At 51.4% G+C, this 18640-nt stretch carries 16 protein-coding genes; 1 reads left to right on the forward strand and 15 read right to left on the reverse strand.

The annotated features are described in order from the left end of the window. Window positions 1-159: 159 nt before the first annotated feature. The 13 genes from CSQ88_RS08530 to flgA all read right to left on the reverse strand — a co-directional run bounded on the left by CSQ88_RS08530 (window position 160) and on the right by flgA (window position 14614). Complete coding sequence (locus tag CSQ88_RS08530; protein ID WP_099397687.1) at window positions 160-663, reverse strand: FixH family protein; 504 nt, start codon at window positions 661-663, stop codon at window positions 160-162. Between the two features lies 1 nt (window position 664). After that, window positions 665-2101 carry a cytochrome c oxidase accessory protein CcoG gene (gene ccoG, locus CSQ88_RS08535; RefSeq protein ID WP_099397688.1) on the reverse strand — a complete coding sequence of 479 codons (1437 nt, stop codon included), beginning with the start codon at window positions 2099-2101 and terminating at the stop codon, window positions 665-667. A 151-nt stretch (window positions 2102-2252) separates the two neighbouring features. After that, window positions 2253-3161: a cytochrome-c oxidase, cbb3-type subunit III gene (gene ccoP, locus CSQ88_RS08540; protein WP_099397689.1), complete on the reverse strand. Its 909-nt coding sequence runs from the start codon at window positions 3159-3161 to the stop codon at window positions 2253-2255. A gap of 19 nt (window positions 3162-3180) precedes the next feature. After that, window positions 3181-3348, reverse strand: coding sequence for a cbb3-type cytochrome c oxidase subunit 3 (locus CSQ88_RS08545; RefSeq protein ID WP_099397690.1), 168 nt, complete (start codon window positions 3346-3348; stop codon window positions 3181-3183). 6 nt (window positions 3349-3354) lie between these two features. After that, window positions 3355-3969, reverse strand: coding sequence for a cytochrome-c oxidase, cbb3-type subunit II (ccoO, locus tag CSQ88_RS08550; RefSeq protein ID WP_099397746.1), 615 nt, complete (start codon window positions 3967-3969; stop codon window positions 3355-3357). Between the two features lie 30 nt (window positions 3970-3999). Next, a complete protein-coding gene (ccoN, locus tag CSQ88_RS08555) occupies window positions 4000-5421 on the reverse strand; it encodes a cytochrome-c oxidase, cbb3-type subunit I (RefSeq protein ID WP_099397691.1) in 1422 nt (473 codons plus the stop codon). Window positions 5422-5631: 210 nt separating this feature from the next. Further along, the gene (ccoS, locus tag CSQ88_RS08560; RefSeq protein ID WP_099397692.1) at window positions 5632-5838 is read right to left on the reverse strand and encodes a cbb3-type cytochrome oxidase assembly protein CcoS; all 207 of its coding nucleotides are present in this window, start codon (window positions 5836-5838) and stop codon (window positions 5632-5634) included. Then, the gene (locus CSQ88_RS08565; RefSeq protein ID WP_099397693.1) at window positions 5839-8244 is read right to left on the reverse strand and encodes a heavy metal translocating P-type ATPase; all 2406 of its coding nucleotides are present in this window, start codon (window positions 8242-8244) and stop codon (window positions 5839-5841) included. It abuts the gene before it with no gap. A 257-nt stretch (window positions 8245-8501) separates the two neighbouring features. Then, complete coding sequence (gene ispH, locus CSQ88_RS08570) at window positions 8502-9425, reverse strand: 4-hydroxy-3-methylbut-2-enyl diphosphate reductase (RefSeq protein WP_218963043.1); 924 nt, start codon at window positions 9423-9425, stop codon at window positions 8502-8504. Further along, a complete protein-coding gene (gene lspA / locus CSQ88_RS08575) occupies window positions 9422-9916 on the reverse strand; it encodes a signal peptidase II (protein ID WP_099397695.1) in 495 nt (164 codons plus the stop codon). The genes ispH and lspA overlap by 4 nt, the downstream gene beginning before the upstream one ends. After that, the gene (gene ileS, locus CSQ88_RS08580) at window positions 9909-12776 is read right to left on the reverse strand and encodes an isoleucine--tRNA ligase (protein WP_099397696.1); all 2868 of its coding nucleotides are present in this window, start codon (window positions 12774-12776) and stop codon (window positions 9909-9911) included. The genes lspA and ileS overlap by 8 nt, the downstream gene beginning before the upstream one ends. 67 nt (window positions 12777-12843) lie before the next feature. After that, window positions 12844-13797, reverse strand: a complete 954-nt coding sequence (locus CSQ88_RS08585) for a bifunctional riboflavin kinase/FAD synthetase (protein ID WP_099397697.1) — start codon at window positions 13795-13797, stop codon at window positions 12844-12846. A 142-nt stretch (window positions 13798-13939) separates the two neighbouring features. Next, window positions 13940-14614 carry a flagellar basal body P-ring formation chaperone FlgA gene (flgA, locus tag CSQ88_RS08590; RefSeq protein WP_180273594.1) on the reverse strand — a complete coding sequence of 225 codons (675 nt, stop codon included), beginning with the start codon at window positions 14612-14614 and terminating at the stop codon, window positions 13940-13942. A gap of 68 nt (window positions 14615-14682) precedes the next feature. On the opposite strand from flgA, the gene rmuC reads away from it, so the two are divergent. Beyond that, entirely contained in the window at window positions 14683-16155 is a 1473-nt protein-coding gene (gene rmuC, locus CSQ88_RS08595; protein ID WP_099397699.1) for a DNA recombination protein RmuC, read from the forward strand. Between the two features lie 47 nt (window positions 16156-16202). Here the strand turns inward: rmuC and CSQ88_RS08600 are convergent, their stop codons facing one another. Together CSQ88_RS08600 and CSQ88_RS08605 are read right to left on the reverse strand one after the other, a co-directional pair. Further along, window positions 16203-17417 carry an EAL domain-containing protein gene (locus tag CSQ88_RS08600; protein ID WP_257212531.1) on the reverse strand — a complete coding sequence of 405 codons (1215 nt, stop codon included), beginning with the start codon at window positions 17415-17417 and terminating at the stop codon, window positions 16203-16205. A 5-nt stretch (window positions 17418-17422) separates the two neighbouring features. Further along, window positions 17423-18613 carry a chemotaxis response regulator protein-glutamate methylesterase gene (locus tag CSQ88_RS08605; RefSeq protein WP_099397701.1) on the reverse strand — a complete coding sequence of 397 codons (1191 nt, stop codon included), beginning with the start codon at window positions 18611-18613 and terminating at the stop codon, window positions 17423-17425. Window positions 18614-18640: the final 27 nt, after the last annotated feature.

The raw sequence follows: 18640 nt of genomic DNA on the forward strand, positions 1-18640 counted from the left end.
TTTTGATACCTGCTTCGCCAGTTAAATATTGCTGAACGACAGAGAGCTTGAATTGCGTTGAGTACTTGGACATAAAAACACCCCAAAAATATGGACGGGTGTCCAACTTTTGGGGTGCAGTTCATTATTTAAACGGGCTTTTTTTCGCAAGGGTGAATCTTACAGCGCGGGGGAGAGCTGTAATGCCTCGGCATCACTGATTTTCCACTCTGCTTTTAAGCGCCACTGCCGGGTTGTATCACTTAACTCAACCTGCCAGCGCGGTTGGGTGAGTGCGTTTTCCAGCTTGCCCACATAAAACTGCGGCGCTTGTCTGGTCAGGATGATGGTCTGGTCTTTGCCTGCGCGGGTAGGGTGCATAAGTTTAAGCACCAGATCATCTTTAAGCGCTTTATTGAGCTGAATACGGATTGATTTACCATCTTCGCCGAGCATCAGCTGGCCGCTCAGGCCCAGCGTAGTGGCTTTGGTATCACGATGGATCTGGCTGTTGATTTCCTGGCCTTCTTTGTAATAGTCATCACTCACCAGACCGTCATCTGTTTTGACGGCCTGATAAAACATATTGATGCCACCAATAACGGCAACAACAGGAAAAAGAATCAGCAGCCATACATGGCGATGTTTATACCAGGGCTGATTTTCCATTGGGTCTTTTTGCATCTTATCGTCCTATAAAGCTGGATTTTTCGCGTGTTTGAATTGCAGGGTTGTCGCTGGCCGTAATAATGAAGTGCATTTCATGCCCGCCGGGGCCTGCTTTGCCGGGGTCTATCTGAATGCGTACGCCAATATCCTGGCTGCTGGTGGCAGGTACAAAAATTAGACCTGTGCCTTCGATAATAGTTCTTGATCCGGGCAGGCCATCCGTGGTGATGATATAGCTGTGGGCTTTTTCATCCGCGTTTTGAATTTGCAAACGGTAGCTGTTTTCCAGCCAGCCATCATCGGCCTCTCTGACCATGGCAACACGATCCCGTGAGATATTTACTTTAATCGGTTTACGCAAAACTAAAGAGCCAATGGTTGTGCCTAGTACAATGAGCAATACCAGCAGATACATGACGACTCTTGGGCGGGTGATTTTTTTGATGATGTCGCGCTCAGGGTATTTGTGCTCCAGCGCGTTTTCGGTGGTGTAGCGAATCAGCCCGCGCGGATATTGCATCTTATCCATAATTTCATCGCAGGCATCAATACAGGCAGCACAACCAATACATTCGTATTGCAAGCCATCGCGGATATCGATGCCTACAGGGCAAACCTGTACGCAGACTGTGCAATCGATGCAATCGCCTAAACCTGCCGCTTTGTAGTCTGTGCCTTTTTTGCGGCTGCCGCGTGCGTCGCCCCGCTCAGCGTCGTAAGAAATAATTAAAGTGTCTGCATCAAACATGGTGCTTTGAAAGCGGGCGTAGGGGCACATGTATTTACAGACTTGTTCGCGCATCCAGCCTGCATTGCCATAGGTGGCAAAGGCGTAGAAGAATACCCAGAAGGTTTCCCACGGGCCAAGGCCAAACTGGGTGATTTCGGTCCAGAGCGTGCGGATTGGCGTGAAGTAGCCAACAAAGGTAAAACCTGTCCAGAGGGAGAAGATAATCCAGATGCTGTGTTTAATGGCTTTTAAGCGAATTTTACGCGCGGTAGTGGGGGCGTTATCCAGCTTGATACGCGCCATCCGGTCGCCTTCTACCCATTTTTCTATCCAGAGAAAAATCTCGGTATAAACGGTTTGCGGACAGGCATAACCACACCAAAGCCGACCGCCAGCGGTGGTCCAGGCAAACAGGCCAATGGCGCTGGCGAGGAGCAGGGCGGTGAGATAAATAAAATCTTGTGGCAGAAAAACAAAGCCGTAAATATAAAAAGTGTGCTCGGTAATGTTAAAGAGCAGTGCCTGACGGCCATTCATTTGCAGCCAAGGCATGCCGTAGAAGAAAAGCTGAGTGATCACAACAAACAGAATACGCCAGCGATTAAACAAACCATTGACCCAACGCGGATAGATTTTTTTATGCTTGCTGTAAAGATGGATTTCTTCGTATTCGCCATCGTCTTTAATGACGGTGACGGGAATATCGCGTAACTTTTTACTCATTTCCTTACCTACTCCTGGCAAAACGCTTTGCATGGGCTTTTATGCAAAAGATTTCGATCAAGGAAAAACGGGCGGGATATTTCCCGCCCGTTTTAATGGTGTTTTATGGGTGTCTTTGCACTATTTTGCAAGGACATCCAGTCCATTATGTTTATTTTGCTTTCTCGTTATTTGAAAGACCATAAACGTAGCCAGCCAGTAAATGTACTTTGGCATCGCCCAGGAACTCTTTCCATGCCGGCATTACATTGCTGCGACCATTGGTAATCGTTTCAATGATCGTGGCTTCAGAACCACCATATAACCAAGTGCCATCGGTGAGATTGGGTGCGCCTAAGTCTTTATTACCTTTGCCATCTGCACCGTGACAGGCTACGCAAACCTGTTTAAATGTTTCTGCGCCACGGCTGGCACGCAGTTCATTGCGTGGTTTGCCGGCAATTTGCAGTACGTAGTTAGCGGCATCCTTCACTTTTTCTTCACCAAACACCGCGCCAAAGGCTGGCATCTGGCCATGACGACCATTTGCAATGGTTTCTAGAATTTTTTCAGGTGTGCCACCATACAACCAATCGCCATCGGTCAGGTTAGGGAAGCCTTTGGCGCCACGTGCATCTGCACCGTGACACTGAATACAATAAGTCAGAAACAGGCGTTTACCCATATCTCTGGCTTCCTGGTTCTGTGCAACCGCAGCAATCGGCATTTTGGAGTACTTATCGTACAGGCCCTGATACTTGGAATTAGCCTGTACCACTTCTTTGCCATACTGATTGTCCGAGGTCCATTTCCACAGGCCACCCCAAATGCCGGGGTAGAGTACAAGGTAAACCACACTAAATACAATGGTCATATAGAACATCATGACCCACCAGCCTGGCAGCGGGTTGTTGTATTCTTCTAAATCACCATCCCATTTGTGACCGGTTACTTCGGCGCTTTCACCTTTTTTAAGCTTAACAACGCCCTGGCTCATTAAGAGCAAAGTCATTGCCACAATACCGCCGATCACAATGATCGCGATCCAATAATCCCAAAAGATACTTTGAAAATCTGTCATTTTTTATATCCTCTAGAAATCAGGAGGTTTTGTTTGATGAGGGCAGATCATCGTCAAGGAATGGCAGCTGAGCTGCTTCATCAAAGGATGCTTTGCTGTTTTTGCTGCAGGCCCAAACGAGGATGCCTACAAAGCAGATAAAGCTGATTACGGTCGATAAAACCCGCAGATCGTTGAGCATTTCCATGATGAATTACCTTTTGTTTTTGAGCGCAAGACCCAAGCCCTGCAGGTAGAAAATCACTGCTTCCATTTCTGTTTTGCCCTCTACCGCTTTAACAGAATCAGCAATTTCTGCGTCGGTATAAGGAGTGCCCAGTGTCTTTAGTGCTTTAAGTTTGGCGGGCATAATGGCCGCGTCTACTTTATTGGCAGCAAGCCATGGGAAAGCAGGCATATTGGATTCAGGTACTACATCGCGTGGATTCATCAAGTGAGCACGATGCCATTCATCCGAGTAACGCGCACCTACACGAGCCAGATCCGGCCCTGTACGTTTAGAGCCCCATTGGAACGGACGATCGTAAACGGATTCACCTGCAACCGAGTAATGACCATAGCGCTCGGTTTCTGCACGGAAAGGGCGGATCATTTGTGAGTGGCAGTTGTAGCAGCCTTCACGAATGTAAACATCACGCCCGGCTAAAGCCAGTGCAGAGTAAGGTTTAACGCCATCAATAGGCTTGGTGGTTGAATTGCTGAACATCAGCGGTAAGATTTCAACCAGCATCGCGATACTGAGCGTAATCAGGGTAAGGATGATTAAGAACGCAACGTTTTCTTCAACCCGCTTTTGCAGCTGGTTCATAAAGTTTTTCATGGTTTTCTCTCCGTTCGATCAGGCGTGTTGAGCGATGGCCGGAATTTTGGCATCGACGGCTTGGCCCGAAAAAGCGGTACGCAGCACGTTGTAAAGCATTAATAACATGCCCGACAAGAAGCACAGGCCACCCAAGAAGCGGATAAAGTAATACGGATACGATGCTTTAACTGAATCAATAAAGGCATAAGTTAAAGTGCCGTCTGTATTCACTGCACGCCACATCAAGCCTTGCGTTACACCGGCAATCCACATGGAAGAGATGTAAAGCACGACGCCAATCGTTGCAATCCAGAAGTGGGTATCGATCAGTTTGACCGAGTACATTTCTTCTTTATTAAAGAGGCGTGGGATGAGGTAGTAAATCGAGCCGATGGTAATCATTGCCACCCAGCCCAAAGCGCCGGAGTGAACGTGACCTACAGTCCAGTCTGTGTAGTGCGACAGTGCGTTCACTGTTTTGATGGCCATCATCGGGCCTTCAAAAGTGGACATGCCGTAGAACGACAGCGCAGTAACCAAGAACTTCAGAATTGGATCGGTACGCAGCTTATGCCATGCACCAGACAGCGTCATAATCCCGTTGATCATACCGCCCCAGCTTGGTGCCAGCAGAATCAGGGAGAACACCATACCCAAAGATTGTGTCCAGTCTGGCAGTGCGGTGTAGTGCAGGTGGTGAGGGCCTGCCCACATATAGGTAAAGCACAGTGCCCAGAAGTGAACAACAGACAGGCGATAGGAGTAAACCGGACGGCCTGCTTGCTTGGGCACGAAGTAGTACATCATGCCGAGGAAACCCGCGGTCAGGAAGAAGCCTACGGCATTGTGGCCGTACCACCATTGCACCATGGCATCAATTGCGCCAGAGTAAACAGAGTAAGACTTTGTTGCCGATACAGGGATCGCCAGACCATTCACAATGTGCAGCAGCGCTACAGCAAGAATAAATGCGCCGTAGAACCAGTTGGCTACATAAATATGCTTCACTTTGCGTTTGGCAATCGTGCCAAAGAACACAATCGCGTAGGCCACCCAGATCACTGCGATTAGCCAGGTAATTGGCCATTCCAGCTCTGCGTATTCTTTACCGCGGGTTAAGCCCATCGGTAAGGTAATGGCGGCTAAAACGATCACCAGCTGCCAGCCCCAGAAATGGAAGGCGGCGAGCTTGTCGGAGATCAGACGCACATTACAGGTGCGTTGAACCACGTAATAAGACGTTGCAAATAATCCGCAGCCACCAAACGCAAAAATAACCGCGTTAGTATGCAGAGGACGTAAGCGCCCGAAGTGAAAGTAGGGGCCAAAATTAAGTTCCGGCCAGTACATCTGGGCAGCGATGATCACGCCAACCAGCATCCCGACAATCCCCCAAATGACTGTCATGATGGCAAATTGCCGCACCACTTTGTAGTTGTATGTACCTTGGTGTTCCATGCGAGCTCCGATTGATCTCCAACAGCTTGGACTTTGAAAATTTGGACTTGAAAAATGTACAACCTGTCTGCATTTAACCTGTTGTAAGGAAAAAGCTGGCTTTTTGCTGGTTGTGAATATTTCTTATGTAATTATGCCAGCTGAACTTTAGCTGCTTCAGCAGGCGGTCTTATTGACGAACATCAATGCCTTTCGTCAGATCGCGGCATTTTACACCCCGTCAGACTTTAATTCTTTGTTTTTTCTTTCGTCAGAGGAACTTTTCTCTACTAGCATGCTGTCATCATCTTGCAAAATCTGCCAGCCAGGCCCCTCCATATCATCAAATTGCCCTCCTTTAACTGACCACCAAAAAAGAATCCCAATGAAAAAAACCAGCAAAACAGATAGTGGAATAAGTAAATAAAGGCTTTCCATTTAGTTTTTTCCTCTGAGGCGCAGCGCATTAAGCACCACCAAGAGTGAGCTGCATGCCATGCCAAGGCTTGCAATCCAGGGGGTGATCAGGCCGCATACCGCCAGAGGCAGGGCGGCCAGATTATAAATAATGGCCCAGGCTAAATTCTGACGGATGATAGTGCGGGTTTTTTTTGCAAGGGCCAGCGCTTTGGGGAGCCGGTCCAGCTGATTGTTGAGTAAAACCATATCGCCGGCAGCATGAGCAACATCCACACCCGCTCCCATTGCCATCGATACATTGGCCTTTGCTAAAACGGGCGCATCGTTAACGCCATCACCAATCATTAATACACAACGGCCCTGCTGCTGAAGTGTATTGATGTAAGCGAGCTTATCCCCGGGCGTTGCTCTGCCGGCAGCGTTTTCAATATGCATCTTTAAAGCCAAAGCTTGCACGGTAGCGTTGTTATCGCCCGATACAAGGTGCAGGCGTAAGCCTGCTTTGCTTAAGGCGGCAATGGCATCCGCCGCATCGGCTCTTAAAGTATCTGCCACAATAAAAGCGCCCAGCCATTCTGTAGTGCTGGCGATTGCAACCAGACTGCCCTCCGCATGCCGGATGGCATCGGGCATCAGCATGGCGCACTGGCGGTTTACAAATTCCGGATGGCCAATGTAGTAAAGCACCCCATTCACCACACCACTTAAACCCCCGCCAGGATAGGTTTGTATCTCTTGTGCAAGTGGCGCACCGGCCTGCACAAAGGCGCGGGCCAGCGGGTGGGCCGAGGCTGATTCCAGTGACGCGGCAATCTGGCGTGCTTTTTCTTCGGTGCTCTGGCTGGCAATATAGTGCTGAACCCGCGGCTCTCCATGGGTGAGGGTGCCGGTTTTGTCGAGCATGACATCTGTGATTTGCGAAAGCGTTTCGAGCGCCGGGCTGCGTGCCACCATGAGCCCAAGCTGAGCCAGGTGACCGGTGGCCGCGGTCAGGGCAACCGGGGTGGCCAGTGCGAGTGCGCAGGGGCATGAAATCACCAGTACGGCCACCATAATCGGCAGGGCATGAACAGGATCGTGCAAATGCCAGTACAGCCATGCCAGTGCGGCGGTCACTAATAAAATACTGATAAACCAGCCCGATACCTGCTCAGCCAGCAAGGCAATACGGGGTTTTTGTGCCAGCGCCTGATCCAGCAGGCGCACAATGGCGGCAAGGCGGGTGTTTTCGCCAATTTGGGTGATTTCAATGTGTAAGGGCGCGGCCAGATTGAGCGTGCCGCCTGTTACGTTCATGCCCGCTGTTTTAGGGACAGCGAGGCTTTCGCCAGTCAGCAAAGCCTCGCTGACTTCGCCGCTGCCCTGGCGGACAATGCCGTCTGCCGGGATGGTTTCACCAGACTTAACTAAAATCTGATCGCCAATTTTCAGGCTGTTGACAGTGACTTCGCTTGTGCCTTGCTCGTCTATTTTGTGGGCAAATGCGGGAATCAGTTTGACCAGTTGCTCGGTAGCTGCACCGGCTTTACGCCTTGCACTCATCTCCAGATAGCGGCCTGTGAGCAGCAGAAAGACAAACATGGAAACCGAGTCAAAATAGATTTCGCCATGGGCAGTTATCAGTGAATAGCAACTGGCTGTAAAAGCTGCCAGCACGCCAATCGCTACCGGCAGATCCATGCCGGTGCGGCGGCGTTTTAAATCGCGCCAGCTTGAAACATAAAAAGGCGTTGCAGAATAAAGCACTACGGGCAGGGTGAGGACCAGACTCGCCCAATTCATCAGGTTGAGCCATTCAGTGGCAATTTCGCCTGCTTTAGACATATAAACGGGCACTGAAAACATCATGACCTGCATCATGGACAGGCCCGCTACCCACAGGCGGAAGAGCGCACTTTTGCGCTGCTTTTGCCAGCCTTCTTCCTGTCTGGCCTGATCATAGGGCTGGGCGCGGTAACCAATGGCCGCAATGGCTTGCAAAATGGTCGAGAGCTGAATCTGCTTTTCATCCCAACGTACGCGGGCACGATGGTTGCTGTAGTTAATGCTGGCTGAAAGCACGCCTGGCAAGGTCTGGAGATGACGCTCGTTCAGCCAGATACAGGCTGCGCAGCTGATGCCCTCCATAATCAGCGCAGCTTCTCGCTCATCGGCATCAATATTGAGAACAAAGCTTGCCTGTAAGCTGACATCATCGAATAGCTTCAGCTGGGCCAGCAGCTCGTCAGGCAGCGGTTTGGCGCGGTCGGCGGGTTTGTCGCGCTGGGTGTAATAGCTGTCCAGCCCGCTTTGGATAATGGTATTGGCTACGGCCTGGCATCCGGCACAGCAGGTGGGCTGCTCTGTCTGGCGGTAAATAATCGGGAAGGATTCGTTTGGGCTAAGCGTTTCGCCACAGTGGAAGCAGTCGGTGCGGGAGATCATGCGGCGTTGACAGCCTTAGGAATGATAAAAACATAAACTCTAAGCGCTGCAGACACAGAGAGCACTAAGGGAAATTGAGCGCACAGAGCAATGGGCGTGAATTTGACTGGCGATGCGTTGCCGCTTACAAAATAATCGCAGTGGTAAAGGCTCGCCTGCTGCACTGCCTGGTTCTTTTCTCTGTGCACCTGTGTTCTTATTTAGCGCTGTGTCTGCAGATCTTTTTTACAGATGTAAGCCATTAAATGATCGCTGACTTATACCAAGCCCTTGGGTAGCGAGAAGATGACGTTTTCTTCGATGCCATCCATCTGGCGGATATGACCCGCGCCAAAGCTTTCTACCTGAGCGATCACCTGGCGAACCAGGATATCCGGCGCTGAAGCGCCTGCTGTCACGCCGATATTGGTTTTGCCGGTAAACCATTCCGCTTTCAGCTCGCTGGCGTTATCGACCATATAAGAGTCGATGCCTAAGTTGGCGGCAACTTCGCGCAGGCGATTAGAGTTAGAGCTGTTGGGTGATCCAACCACGACCACTACATCGACTTCTTTGGCTAAATGCTTGACAGCATCCTGACGATTCTGGGTGGCGTAGCAAATATCGTCTTTCTTAGGGCCAACGATATCGGGGAAACGCGCGCGCAGGGCGTCGATCACAATTTGTGCATCATCCACAGAGAGTGTGGTCTGGGTAACATAAGCCAGCTTATCGCTCTCAACAGCCAGAGTGACAACATCGCTGACTTCTTCAACCAGATACATGCCGCCCTGAGCCTGGCCCATGGTGCCTTCTACCTCAGGATGGCCCTTATGGCCGATCATGATGATCTCAAAGCCTTGCTCTCTTAAGCGTTTCACTTCGAGATGGACTTTGGTGACCAGCGGGCAGGTGGCGTCAAAAATTGTCAGGCCCCGTTCAGCGGCTTCAGCGCGTACGGCTTGTGAAACGCCGTGCGCAGAGAAAATCAGTGTATTGCCTGCAGGTACATCGGCTAAGTCTTCAACGAAAATCGCGCCTTTTTGCTTAAGATCTTCGATCACAAATTTATTGTGAACCACTTCGTGGCGCACATAAATTGGTGCACCGAATTTCTCCAGTGCTTTTTCTACGATGGCAATTGCGCGGTCAACCCCAGCACAAAAGCCCCGTGGCTGTGCCAGAACAATATTCATGATCATACTGTTTTCTCCGATGGCGTTTCACGGCGAAATGAATCGATCACCATTAAAACTGCGCCAATACAAATGCCTGAATCGGCAATATTAAATGCCGGGTAATACCAGCGCTGCTGATAGTGAATCTGAATAAAATCGATCACATGGCCCAGCAGCATTCTGTCGATGGCATTACCCAGCGCACCGCCTAAAATCAAGGCCAATGCCAGCGCGTAACGGGTTTCGGCATGATGTTTTTTAAGCAAAAACACGATAAACGCTGAAACACCCAACGCCAGCACGGTAAAGAAATGGCGTTGCCAGCCACCTGCATCAGCCAGAAAGCTGAACGCTGCGCCGGGGTTATAGGCTAGTGTCAGATTAAAAAAGCCCGGAATGATGGCGCGCTGCTCGCCAAACTGAAACAGCGCTTCAATCGTATGTTTGCTGGCCTGATCAAGGATCAGAACCAGTAGCGCAATGGCAAGCCAGCGCCCCAGCCCGCTTTTAAGCATGAGCACGAACCTCTCCTTGCTTAAACAGATTGTCATTACAGCGGCTGCACAGTGTACTGTGTTCGTCGTGAGTGCCTACACTGGCGGTGTAATGCCAGCAGCGATCGCATTTGGCTGCCGTAGACGCGCTCACGCTGATCTTAGTCGCATCACCTTTCACCAGGCGGGCTTGTGAAGTAATCAGGACAAACTTCAGCTCGTCGCCTAAATCGGCCAGAGCCGCATAAGTGTCGCCTGCGGCGGTGATTTCCACTTCGGCTTGTAAGCTCGATCCCAGTTTGCCGTCTGCGCGTTGCAGCTCAATTTCTTTTTGTGCAGCAGCGCGTACTTCACGGATCTGCACAAAGCGGGCGTTCAGCTGCTCTGCATCGCTGACGGCAGGCACGGCGTGCCAGGCAGACAGGAATACATTTTCTTCATTATTGAGTGTGCCCCATGCTTCATGCGCGGTGAAAGACAGAATCGGCGCAAGTAAGCGCACCAGCGCCTGGCTGATATGCCAGAGCGCGGTTTGCGCCGAGCGGCGGCCCTGGCTGTCTGCGCCCATGGTATAGAGGCGGTCTTTAATGATATCCAGGTAGAAAGAACCGAGGTCTTCCGAGCAGTAAGCGTGGATTTCCTGCACGGCAAGGTGAAACTCGTATTTGCCATATAGCGCAGTGATTTTTTCCTGGAATGCAGCCAGCTCAACCAGAGCGTAGCGGTCAAGCTGCAGCAGTTCTTGGGCGGGCAGCAGATTTTGTTCAGTAAAATCAGAAATATTGGCCAGCAAAAAGCGCAGGGTATTGCGGATACGGCGGTATGAATCGGTAGTGCGTTTCAGAATTTCATCTGAAATCGACAGCTCGCCCGAGTAATCGGTTGATGCCACCCACAGGCGCAGCATATCCGCGCCAAGTTGATTAATAACAGTCTGCGGCGCAATCACATTGCCCTTGGATTTGGACATCTTCAGGCCCTTGCCATCCACGACAAAGCCGTGGGTGAGCAATTGCTTGTAGGGCGCGCGGCCTTCCGTGGCGCAGCCTGTCAGCAGGGACGACTGGAACCAGCCGCGGTGCTGATCTGAGCCTTCCAGATACAAGTCTGCAGGCCAGGTGAGCTCTTCCCTCTGGCGCAATACGGCGTAGTGGGTGGAGCCAGAGTCAAACCATACATCCAGTGTGTCTTTGAGCTTGTCGTAGTAAACCGCGTCGTCGCCCAGGAGCTCACTTGCGTCAAGCTTAAACCACGCTTCGATGCCTTCGGCTTCGATACGCTTAGCCACGATTTCGAGCAGCTCGCCCGAATTCGGGTGCAATTCACCGGTTTCTTTGTGCACAAAGAATGTCATCGGCACGCCCCAGTTACGCTGGCGGGAAACGCACCAGTCCGGGCGGTTTTTAATCATGGCTTCCAGGCGGGCACGGCCCCATGCAGGGAAGAATTCTGTTGAATCAACCGCTGTATTGGCTTGCGAGCGAAGTGTTTTACCTTCAGTGCCTGCGGTTTCCATGCCGATAAACCACTGGCTGGTGGCGCGGAAAATAATCGGTGTTTTATGGCGCCAGCAGTGCGGGTAGCTGTGTTCCAGTTTTTTGCTGGCAAACAATGCGCCGCGCTCTTCCAGAAGTGCAAGCACCAGCGGATTGGCTTCCCATACTGTTTTGCCCGCAAAGAATTCCACATTGCTGTAGAAGCGGCCATCATTACCCACTGGGTTATCCGTTGGGATTTTATATTTGCAACCGACTACATAGTCTTCCAGACCGTGAGCGGGGGCGGTGTGCACAAGGCCCGTACCGGCATCGGTCGTTACATGGTCGCCGCAAATAACCGGCACCACGCGCTCCAGGAAGGGGTGTTGCAGTTGCAGGAATTCCAGCGCTGCACCCTTGGCCTGGGCGATAACTTCGGTGGTTTCGATGTCGTAACGTTTGATGGTGGCTTCGGCCAGATCGCGGGCCAGAATCAGCAGGCCTTTCGGAGTGGCGATCAGATCGTAAACCAGCTCCGGGTGAACCGATACGGCCTGGTTGGCAGGCAGAGTCCACGGTGTGGTGGTCCAGATCAGGGCAAAAGCGGGTACATCGCCCACGCTGACACCGCCAAAGGCTTTAGACAGCGCTGCGTTGTCGCTGACACGAAAACCCACGTCGATAGCAGGGGACACTTTGTCTTCGTACTCGACTTCGGCTTCAGCCAGGGCAGACGCACAGTCTACGCACCAGTGAACCGGCTTTTGGCCTCGGATCAGATAGCCATTGGCATGCACTTTGCCTAAGGTGCGGACAATATCAGCCTCGGTTTTGAAATCCATGGTGCGGTAAGGATTGTTCCAGTCACCTAAAACGCCCAGGCGGATAAAGTCTGCTTTCTGGCGCTCAATCTGGATGGCAGCGTAATCACGGCACAGCTCGCGGGTAAATGCCGCAGGCAGGCGTGTTTCTTTAGGATCAAGGCCATTGGCCTTGCGGTATTCCTGCACGCGCTCAAAAATACCGGGGTTGGCGGCCAGCGCCTGCTTATCAAATTTAACGATTTTTTCGATCTGATGCTCAATCGGCAGGCCGTGGCAATCCCAGCCCGGCACATAGGGCGCATCAAAGCCATCCAGCGTTTTGGCTTTGATAATGATGTCTTTCAGAATTTTATTTACGGCGTGGCCGATATGGATATCGCCATTAGCGTACGGCGGGCCGTCGTGCAGCATAAATTTAGGGCGGTTTTCTTCTTTAGCTTTATTGCGAATGGCCTGGTAGAGCGCATTATCCTGCCAGTCTTTTAAAAACCCCGGTTCGCGTTTAGCTAAATCACCACGCATAGGAAATGGCGTGTCGAGTAAGTTGACGGGGTACTTATTTACAGGTTTGGTCGACATGGTGATCTCTTAAATAGCGATGTGGTTGCAAAGTAAGGGGCGATGCTTTGCAACGACCTCTGGTTTTTTATTTGTTGCGGGCGTCTTTATGACGTGAGGCATTTTTGTTTACCGCAAACCATTCTTTGGCTGCGATGCAATCTTTTTCGATTTGCGCGACTAAAGTCGGCAAATCAATATATTTTTCTTCGTCACGCAGTTTATGCAGAAAGTCTACACGCAGATGCTGACGGTATATCTGCCGGTTAAAATCAAATAAATGCGCTTCTAATTTAGGGTAGAGGTCGCCGCCGTGGATGGTGGGGCGAAATCCTAAGCTTGCTACGCCTTGATATGGCTTTTCAAGCCCGTGGATTTCCACTACAAAAATGCCAAATAAAGGCGGGCGATTATGTTTTATCTGAATATTGGCCGTTGGAAAACCAAGCGTTCTGCCAATTTTATCACCATCAACAACCCGCCCGGAAATCGAGTAAGGGCGGTTTAAATAGTGCGCGGCTAAATTCATGTCACCAGCGGCTAAGGCATTGCGTACGGCGGTGGATGAAATTCTCAGGCCACCGTCTGCAACGGTGGCAAGACTACAGGTGCTGAAATCCGGGCTGGCTTGCAGCAGAGCAAAATCGCCTGCGCGTTTTGCGCCAAAGCAAAAATCGTCGCCCACAATTACATGCCGGGCATTTAAGTCTTTAGCCAGTATCTGGTCTCTGAAATCCAGCGCGCTTAAAGATGAAAACTTGCGGTCAAAGCGTTGCACAACCACGTAGTCAATCTCTCTGGCTGCCAGCAGCTCCAGCTTTTCCCGCAGGCTGGTGAGGCGGGCGGGCGCTGAATCTGGTGCAAAAAATTCTCGCGGGTGGGGCTCAAAGGTAAGTACGCAGGTTTTGAGCCCGTGTATTGACGCTGCCGATTTTAATTCGGCCAACATGGCTTCATGGCCAGCGTGCAGACCATCAAAATTACCGATGGTGATTGCCGCAGGAGGAAGGTGCGCGTCGGAAACGTTTCTGAAAACTTGCATGCTTAAGCGCTTGGGCTGACTTTACAAAGCCGTAAATTGTAGCGGCTGGCGAGCGTTTTGTCAGTTCGCATATGAAGATGGGTGATTATTGCTGGATTTTTGCGCGGACGGGCACTCTGCTGCGTTCATTTTGCAAGCCATTTCAATGGCTCACGTCCACGCTGCCTGTTGCTGTAGCAATGCCCTGGATGATCTGCCTTGTGCCCACGCGCACACGCACTGATTGCCCTTCGGCGGCGTTATTCATGGCAATGCCTTCGTTGGCCACCTCAATGACGTCGTCGCGATAAATAACCCGCACTTTTTGGTTTTGCTGGATCACCATGGCGGCTCTGAGCATTTCGCTGCGCAGTGGTTTGCCTGATGCAACGGCGGTGTTGAGCACGCGGCCCACGGCCTGGGAAGGATCCATAATCACAGACCCGGGAAGGGTGCCCAGGTCTCCCTGCTGAGCAGACAGATCACCTATGCCAATTTCCTGATTGCCAGACAGAGGGCGTGCTGCTGTGTAATAGGTCACCAGCAGAGAAACTTTAACCGGCAGATTGATGCCCCAGCTGGCACCGTCCACACATTGAATTCTGAGCATGGTGTTGCCTAAAAGCCGGTAGCCGCTGGGAAGCCCCACATCGTATTGTTTGCAGGGGGCAAGCTGGATGCGTTTATCAATCTGGCTGAGCTGATAGCTCGGCACGCCATTGCTGTTGGCTAGGGATTGATCCAGCCATTGCTGCGCCGCACGCTGAATAGCGGCGATATCTGTGGCATGAACGGCACTGGCGGATAGTGCAAATAGTGTAAATAGCAGAGGTCTCATGGAAGTGATTATAGGCTTACTGCCGTACATCGCCTACAATCGTGGCGTTGCGGGATAAGTGGAAAGCCATGTTAGATCTATTGTTTGGAATTACAACGCTGGTGGTTCTGCTGGCGGGCGCTCTGGTGGTTGCGCGTTTGCAGCAGCTGGCACAGTCGCAAAGAGATGTGTTGGATACGCTAACGCAGGACCTAGAGGCAAAGCACAGGGAAATGCTCTCTGATTTGCATCAGGGCTTAAGCCGGCAAACAGAAAGCACCCATGCAGCCTTAACACAGCAGGCTGCACAGCTTTCTGATGCGGTCACGCGATCGGGCGAGCGCCTGCGTGACACCATGACCGAAGCATTTGAGCGGGTGCGCAGTGGCGTAGGCAGTGAATTAAAAGAAACGCGTGAATCACTGACACGCTTGCAAACCGCGCAAACTGAATCGCTCTCTACCATGCGCCTGTCTTTAACCACCACTTTGTCGGAAACGCGCGAGCTGGTGGTGAAGCAGCTGAGCGATATTTCCAGCCAGCTGTCGGGCAAGCAAGATGCTTTGCGGGAAGAAGTATTATTAAAACTTTCTCAGATGCTGGCCGAGCAATCGGTGCGTGAAATGGAGCAGATTCAAATCGCACTGGCGCTGACCACCACGCAGCTGACTGCTGCCGTGGGTGAACTAACCAAAACGGCCGATGCAAAACTAGGCGAGATTTCCGGGAAAGTCACGGAACGCCTGGACGAGGGCTTTAAAAAGACCAATGAAACGTTTGCCAGCGTGATGGCACGCCTTGCCACGATTGATGAGGCGCAAAAGAAAATTGATGGCTTAACCACCAATGTGGTGAGCCTGCAGGAATTGCTGGGTGATAAACGCAGCCGTGGCGCATTTGGTGAGGTGCAGCTGGAGCATCTGATCCGCAATGTGTTGCCCAACCAGGTCTACGAATTTCAGTCGACCTTAAGTAATGGCACACGCGCCGATTGTATTTTGCGCCTGCCGGAGCCAACAGGCACGGTGGCGGTGGATGCTAAATTCCCGCTGGAAAATTATCACCGTATGTTTGATGGCACGCTGGACAGGGCTGTGGCTTCCAAAGCTTTCAGAGGCGATATTAAAAAGCATATCGACGATATCTCCAGCAAATATATTATCCCGAATGAAACAGCCGATGGCGCGGTGATGTTTATCCCTGCAGAGGCGGTGTTCGCTGAAATTCACGCCTATCACCCCGAGCTGGTGCAGCATGCCATGGCTAAGCGGGTATGGATTGTTTCGCCCACCACCCTGATGGCGGTGCTCAATACTGCGCGGGCCGTGATTAAAGATGTGGAAACGCGTAAGCAAGTGCATATCATCAAAGAGGCATTGGGTAAGCTGGGGCAGGAATTCACCCGTTTTGATGACCGGATGAAAAAATTAGCGACGCATATTCGCCAGGTGAACGACGATGTGCAGCAGGTGAGTATCACCAGCGATAAAATCTCACGGCGCTTTGTGGAGATCGAACAGGTGAAGCTGGAAGGGGAGCCAGAGCCTGTTCTGGTGGAATAACACAATAAACGCCACGGTCAAAACGTGGCGTCCGGCTTGTACCGGCTTCAGGATGCCGGTTTGCAGAGCTCTCTGAGCCGCTGGTTATTGCTTTTCAGCCAGGGAACGATTTCATCGCCGGGCATGGGCTTGGCGGTGAGATAGCCCTGGACAATATCGCAGCCCAGTTCTTGTAAGACGGCTAGGTCTTCTACGCACTCAACGCCTTCAGCCACGCTTCTGAGGTCCAGTTTTTTAGCGATCTCAATGGCGCTGGCCAGAATGGCGCGAAGATGAGGCTTGGCATGTGCGCCATCCACAAAGGAGCGGTCCAGTTTTAGCTCGGTAAAGGGGATGCGGGAGAGCTGCTGCATCGATGAAAACCCCGTGCCGTAGTCATCAATCGATAAGCCAAAGCCTTTAAGCCTGAGTCTTGCCAGCGTGCCCAGCGCATTGCCTACATCGCCCATGACGGCTGTTTCAGTGATTTCCAGCACAATAAAACTGGGGTCGATGGTGTAACTCGCTACTTTTTGGGCGATATGCTCGGCAAAAGTGGAGTTGGATAAAGACAGCATGGATAAATTAATCGCCACAGTGATTTTTAATCCGCGTTCATGCCAGTGCCGGCACTGCTGAAGGGCCAGGTCCAGAATCTCCATCGTCAGCTCGTTAATTAATCCTTGCTCTTCTGCAATGGAAATAAATTGCGAAGGCATGACCAGCCCTTTTTCTGGGTGCTGCCAGCGAATCAGGGTTTCAACCCCTTTTATGACGCCCGTTTTGATAGAAATCTTGGGTTGGAAATAAGCAATAAACTGATGTTCAACCAGTGCTTTTGTGATTTCAGAAGCCGCCATAACGACTTCCGGCCTCGATTGCGGGCTATCTTTGTTGATGGGTTTGAAGTGATCGAGTGCTTTACTGAGCTGCTCAATAGTGAGTGGTTTTTTGATGGCACCAAGTACAGGCAGACCATAAGCCTGCAGCATGGTTTCTACCGATGAAATCAGTGCGTCTTCTTTTGCGCTGGAAACAATTACCGATACCGCAATGTTCCGGTGCGCCAATTCCTGAATCAGCTCGATTCCGTCCATTCCTGGCATTTCCAGATCAATAAGCATCACATCCGGAAGCGGGGAGTTTTGTAAAAGAAGTAAAGCCTCATTGCCATCGGATGCTTCACCCACCACGTTCAGCCCCAGTTCGGAGCAGAGTGTGGCGGCATGCATTCTTTGAATGAGACTGTCTTCTACAATAAAAACATTGAGTTCGAAGGGCATAATCATCACCGGTTGGAAAGTTTTGCAATCACGTCAGGTATTCGCTCAAGAGCAATCACTTCGTCGCTTGCTTCCAGTTTTATTGCTTCTTTAGGCATGCCAAAAACGACACAGCTGGCCTCATCCTGCGCATAGGTGCGCGCACCTGTGTCATGCAATTCTTTTAAGCCTCTGGCGCCATCATCCCCCATGCCTGTCAGAATAAAGCCGGTTGCGTTCCGGCCTGCTGCGTTGGCGACGGATCGGAATAACACATCAACAGACGGGCGGTGACGGCTCACCATCGGGCCGTCAATGACCTCTACATGGTATTGGGTGCCGTTACGCTTTACCAGCATGTGTTTTCCGCCCGGTGCAATCAGTGCCAGCCCCGGCAGAATGCGGTCATTGCTTTTGGCTTCGCGCACTTCAATTTGCGACAGACTGTTGAGCCTGGCTGCGAATGTGGCAGTAAATTTTTCGGGCATATGCTGAACAATCACAATGCCGGGTGAGGTTTTGGGTAGCTCGGGCAGAATGCTTTCCAGTGCCTGTGTGCCCCCGGTTGACGTGCCAATCGCGATGATTTTTTGTGTGGTTTGTATCGTGCTCTGGCTGCCCGCCGCCTGCAAAATCGCATCCGCCGAAAGCTTGGGCGAGCTCATTCTTTCCTGCATGATGCTGGCGGATGTTGCCGGGGCTGAAGGTGTTTTAGAGGATGTTGCCGGGGCTGAAGGTGTTTTAGAGGATGGTGCCGCGGATGGGCTGCTGTGCGGTGTTTGCAGCGGGGCGGCTGTAGCCGGGCGCAACCGTTGCAGTCTTGCCATGGATGCTGCACGAATGGCATGGATCAGATCGGCCGAGCTGTCCTGAATAAAATCACGCACTCCAAGGGAGGGCTTGGTGATAATGGCCAGCGCGCCTGCCGAAAGGGCCTGCATTGTGATCTCCGCTCCTTTTTCTGTGAGCGAGGAGCAGATCACCACGGGTGTCGGGCGCTCGGCCATGATTTTTTTTAAAAAAGTCAGCCCGTCCATGCGGGGCATTTCGATATCCAGCACGATGACATCCGGCCAGTCTTTCTCCATTTTTTCACGGGCAAAAATGGGGTCAGGGGCAGAACCGATCACCACGATGTCGCTGGCTTTTGAAAGTGTGTCGAGCATAACTTGCCGCACCACCGCAGAATCATCAACGATCATGACTTTAATGGTCATGGTTTAGCCTTGCTTAATGAGCATAAT

Source organism: Iodobacter sp. BJB302 (genome assembly GCF_002735645.1).
Taxonomy (GTDB): domain Bacteria; phylum Pseudomonadota; class Gammaproteobacteria; order Burkholderiales; family Chitinibacteraceae; genus Iodobacter.

Bases quoted from the DNA above. Each gene is read 5' to 3' on its own strand.
- CSQ88_RS08605 (WP_099397701.1), bottom strand. From the start codon at position 18,613: ATGACCATTAAAGTCATGATCGTTGATGATTCTGCGGTGGTGCGGCAA.
- ccoS (WP_099397692.1), bottom strand. From the start codon at position 5,838: ATGGAAAGCCTTTATTTACTTATTCCACTATCTGTTTTGCTGGTTTTT.
- CSQ88_RS08545 (WP_099397690.1), bottom strand. From the start codon at position 3,348: ATGGAAATGCTCAACGATCTGCGGGTTTTATCGACCGTAATCAGCTTT.
- rmuC (WP_099397699.1), top strand. From the start codon at position 14,683: ATGTTAGATCTATTGTTTGGAATTACAACGCTGGTGGTTCTGCTGGCG.
- lspA (WP_099397695.1), bottom strand. From the start codon at position 9,916: ATGCTTAAAAGCGGGCTGGGGCGCTGGCTTGCCATTGCGCTACTGGTT.
- ispH (WP_218963043.1), bottom strand. From the start codon at position 9,425: ATGATCATGAATATTGTTCTGGCACAGCCACGGGGCTTTTGTGCTGGG.
- ccoN (WP_099397691.1), bottom strand. From the start codon at position 5,421: ATGGAACACCAAGGTACATACAACTACAAAGTGGTGCGGCAATTTGCC.
- flgA (WP_180273594.1), bottom strand. From the start codon at position 14,614: ATGAGACCTCTGCTATTTACACTATTTGCACTATCCGCCAGTGCCGTT.
- CSQ88_RS08530 (WP_099397687.1), bottom strand. From the start codon at position 663: ATGCAAAAAGACCCAATGGAAAATCAGCCCTGGTATAAACATCGCCAT.
- CSQ88_RS08565 (WP_099397693.1), bottom strand. From the start codon at position 8,244: ATGATCTCCCGCACCGACTGCTTCCACTGTGGCGAAACGCTTAGCCCA.
- CSQ88_RS08585 (WP_099397697.1), bottom strand. From the start codon at position 13,797: ATGCAAGTTTTCAGAAACGTTTCCGACGCGCACCTTCCTCCTGCGGCA.
- ileS (WP_099397696.1), bottom strand. From the start codon at position 12,776: ATGTCGACCAAACCTGTAAATAAGTACCCCGTCAACTTACTCGACACG.
- CSQ88_RS08600 (WP_257212531.1), bottom strand. From the start codon at position 17,417: ATGCCCTTCGAACTCAATGTTTTTATTGTAGAAGACAGTCTCATTCAA.
- ccoO (WP_099397746.1), bottom strand. From the start codon at position 3,969: ATGAACCAGCTGCAAAAGCGGGTTGAAGAAAACGTTGCGTTCTTAATC.
- ccoG (WP_099397688.1), bottom strand. From the start codon at position 2,101: ATGAGTAAAAAGTTACGCGATATTCCCGTCACCGTCATTAAAGACGAT.
- ccoP (WP_099397689.1), bottom strand. From the start codon at position 3,161: ATGACAGATTTTCAAAGTATCTTTTGGGATTATTGGATCGCGATCATT.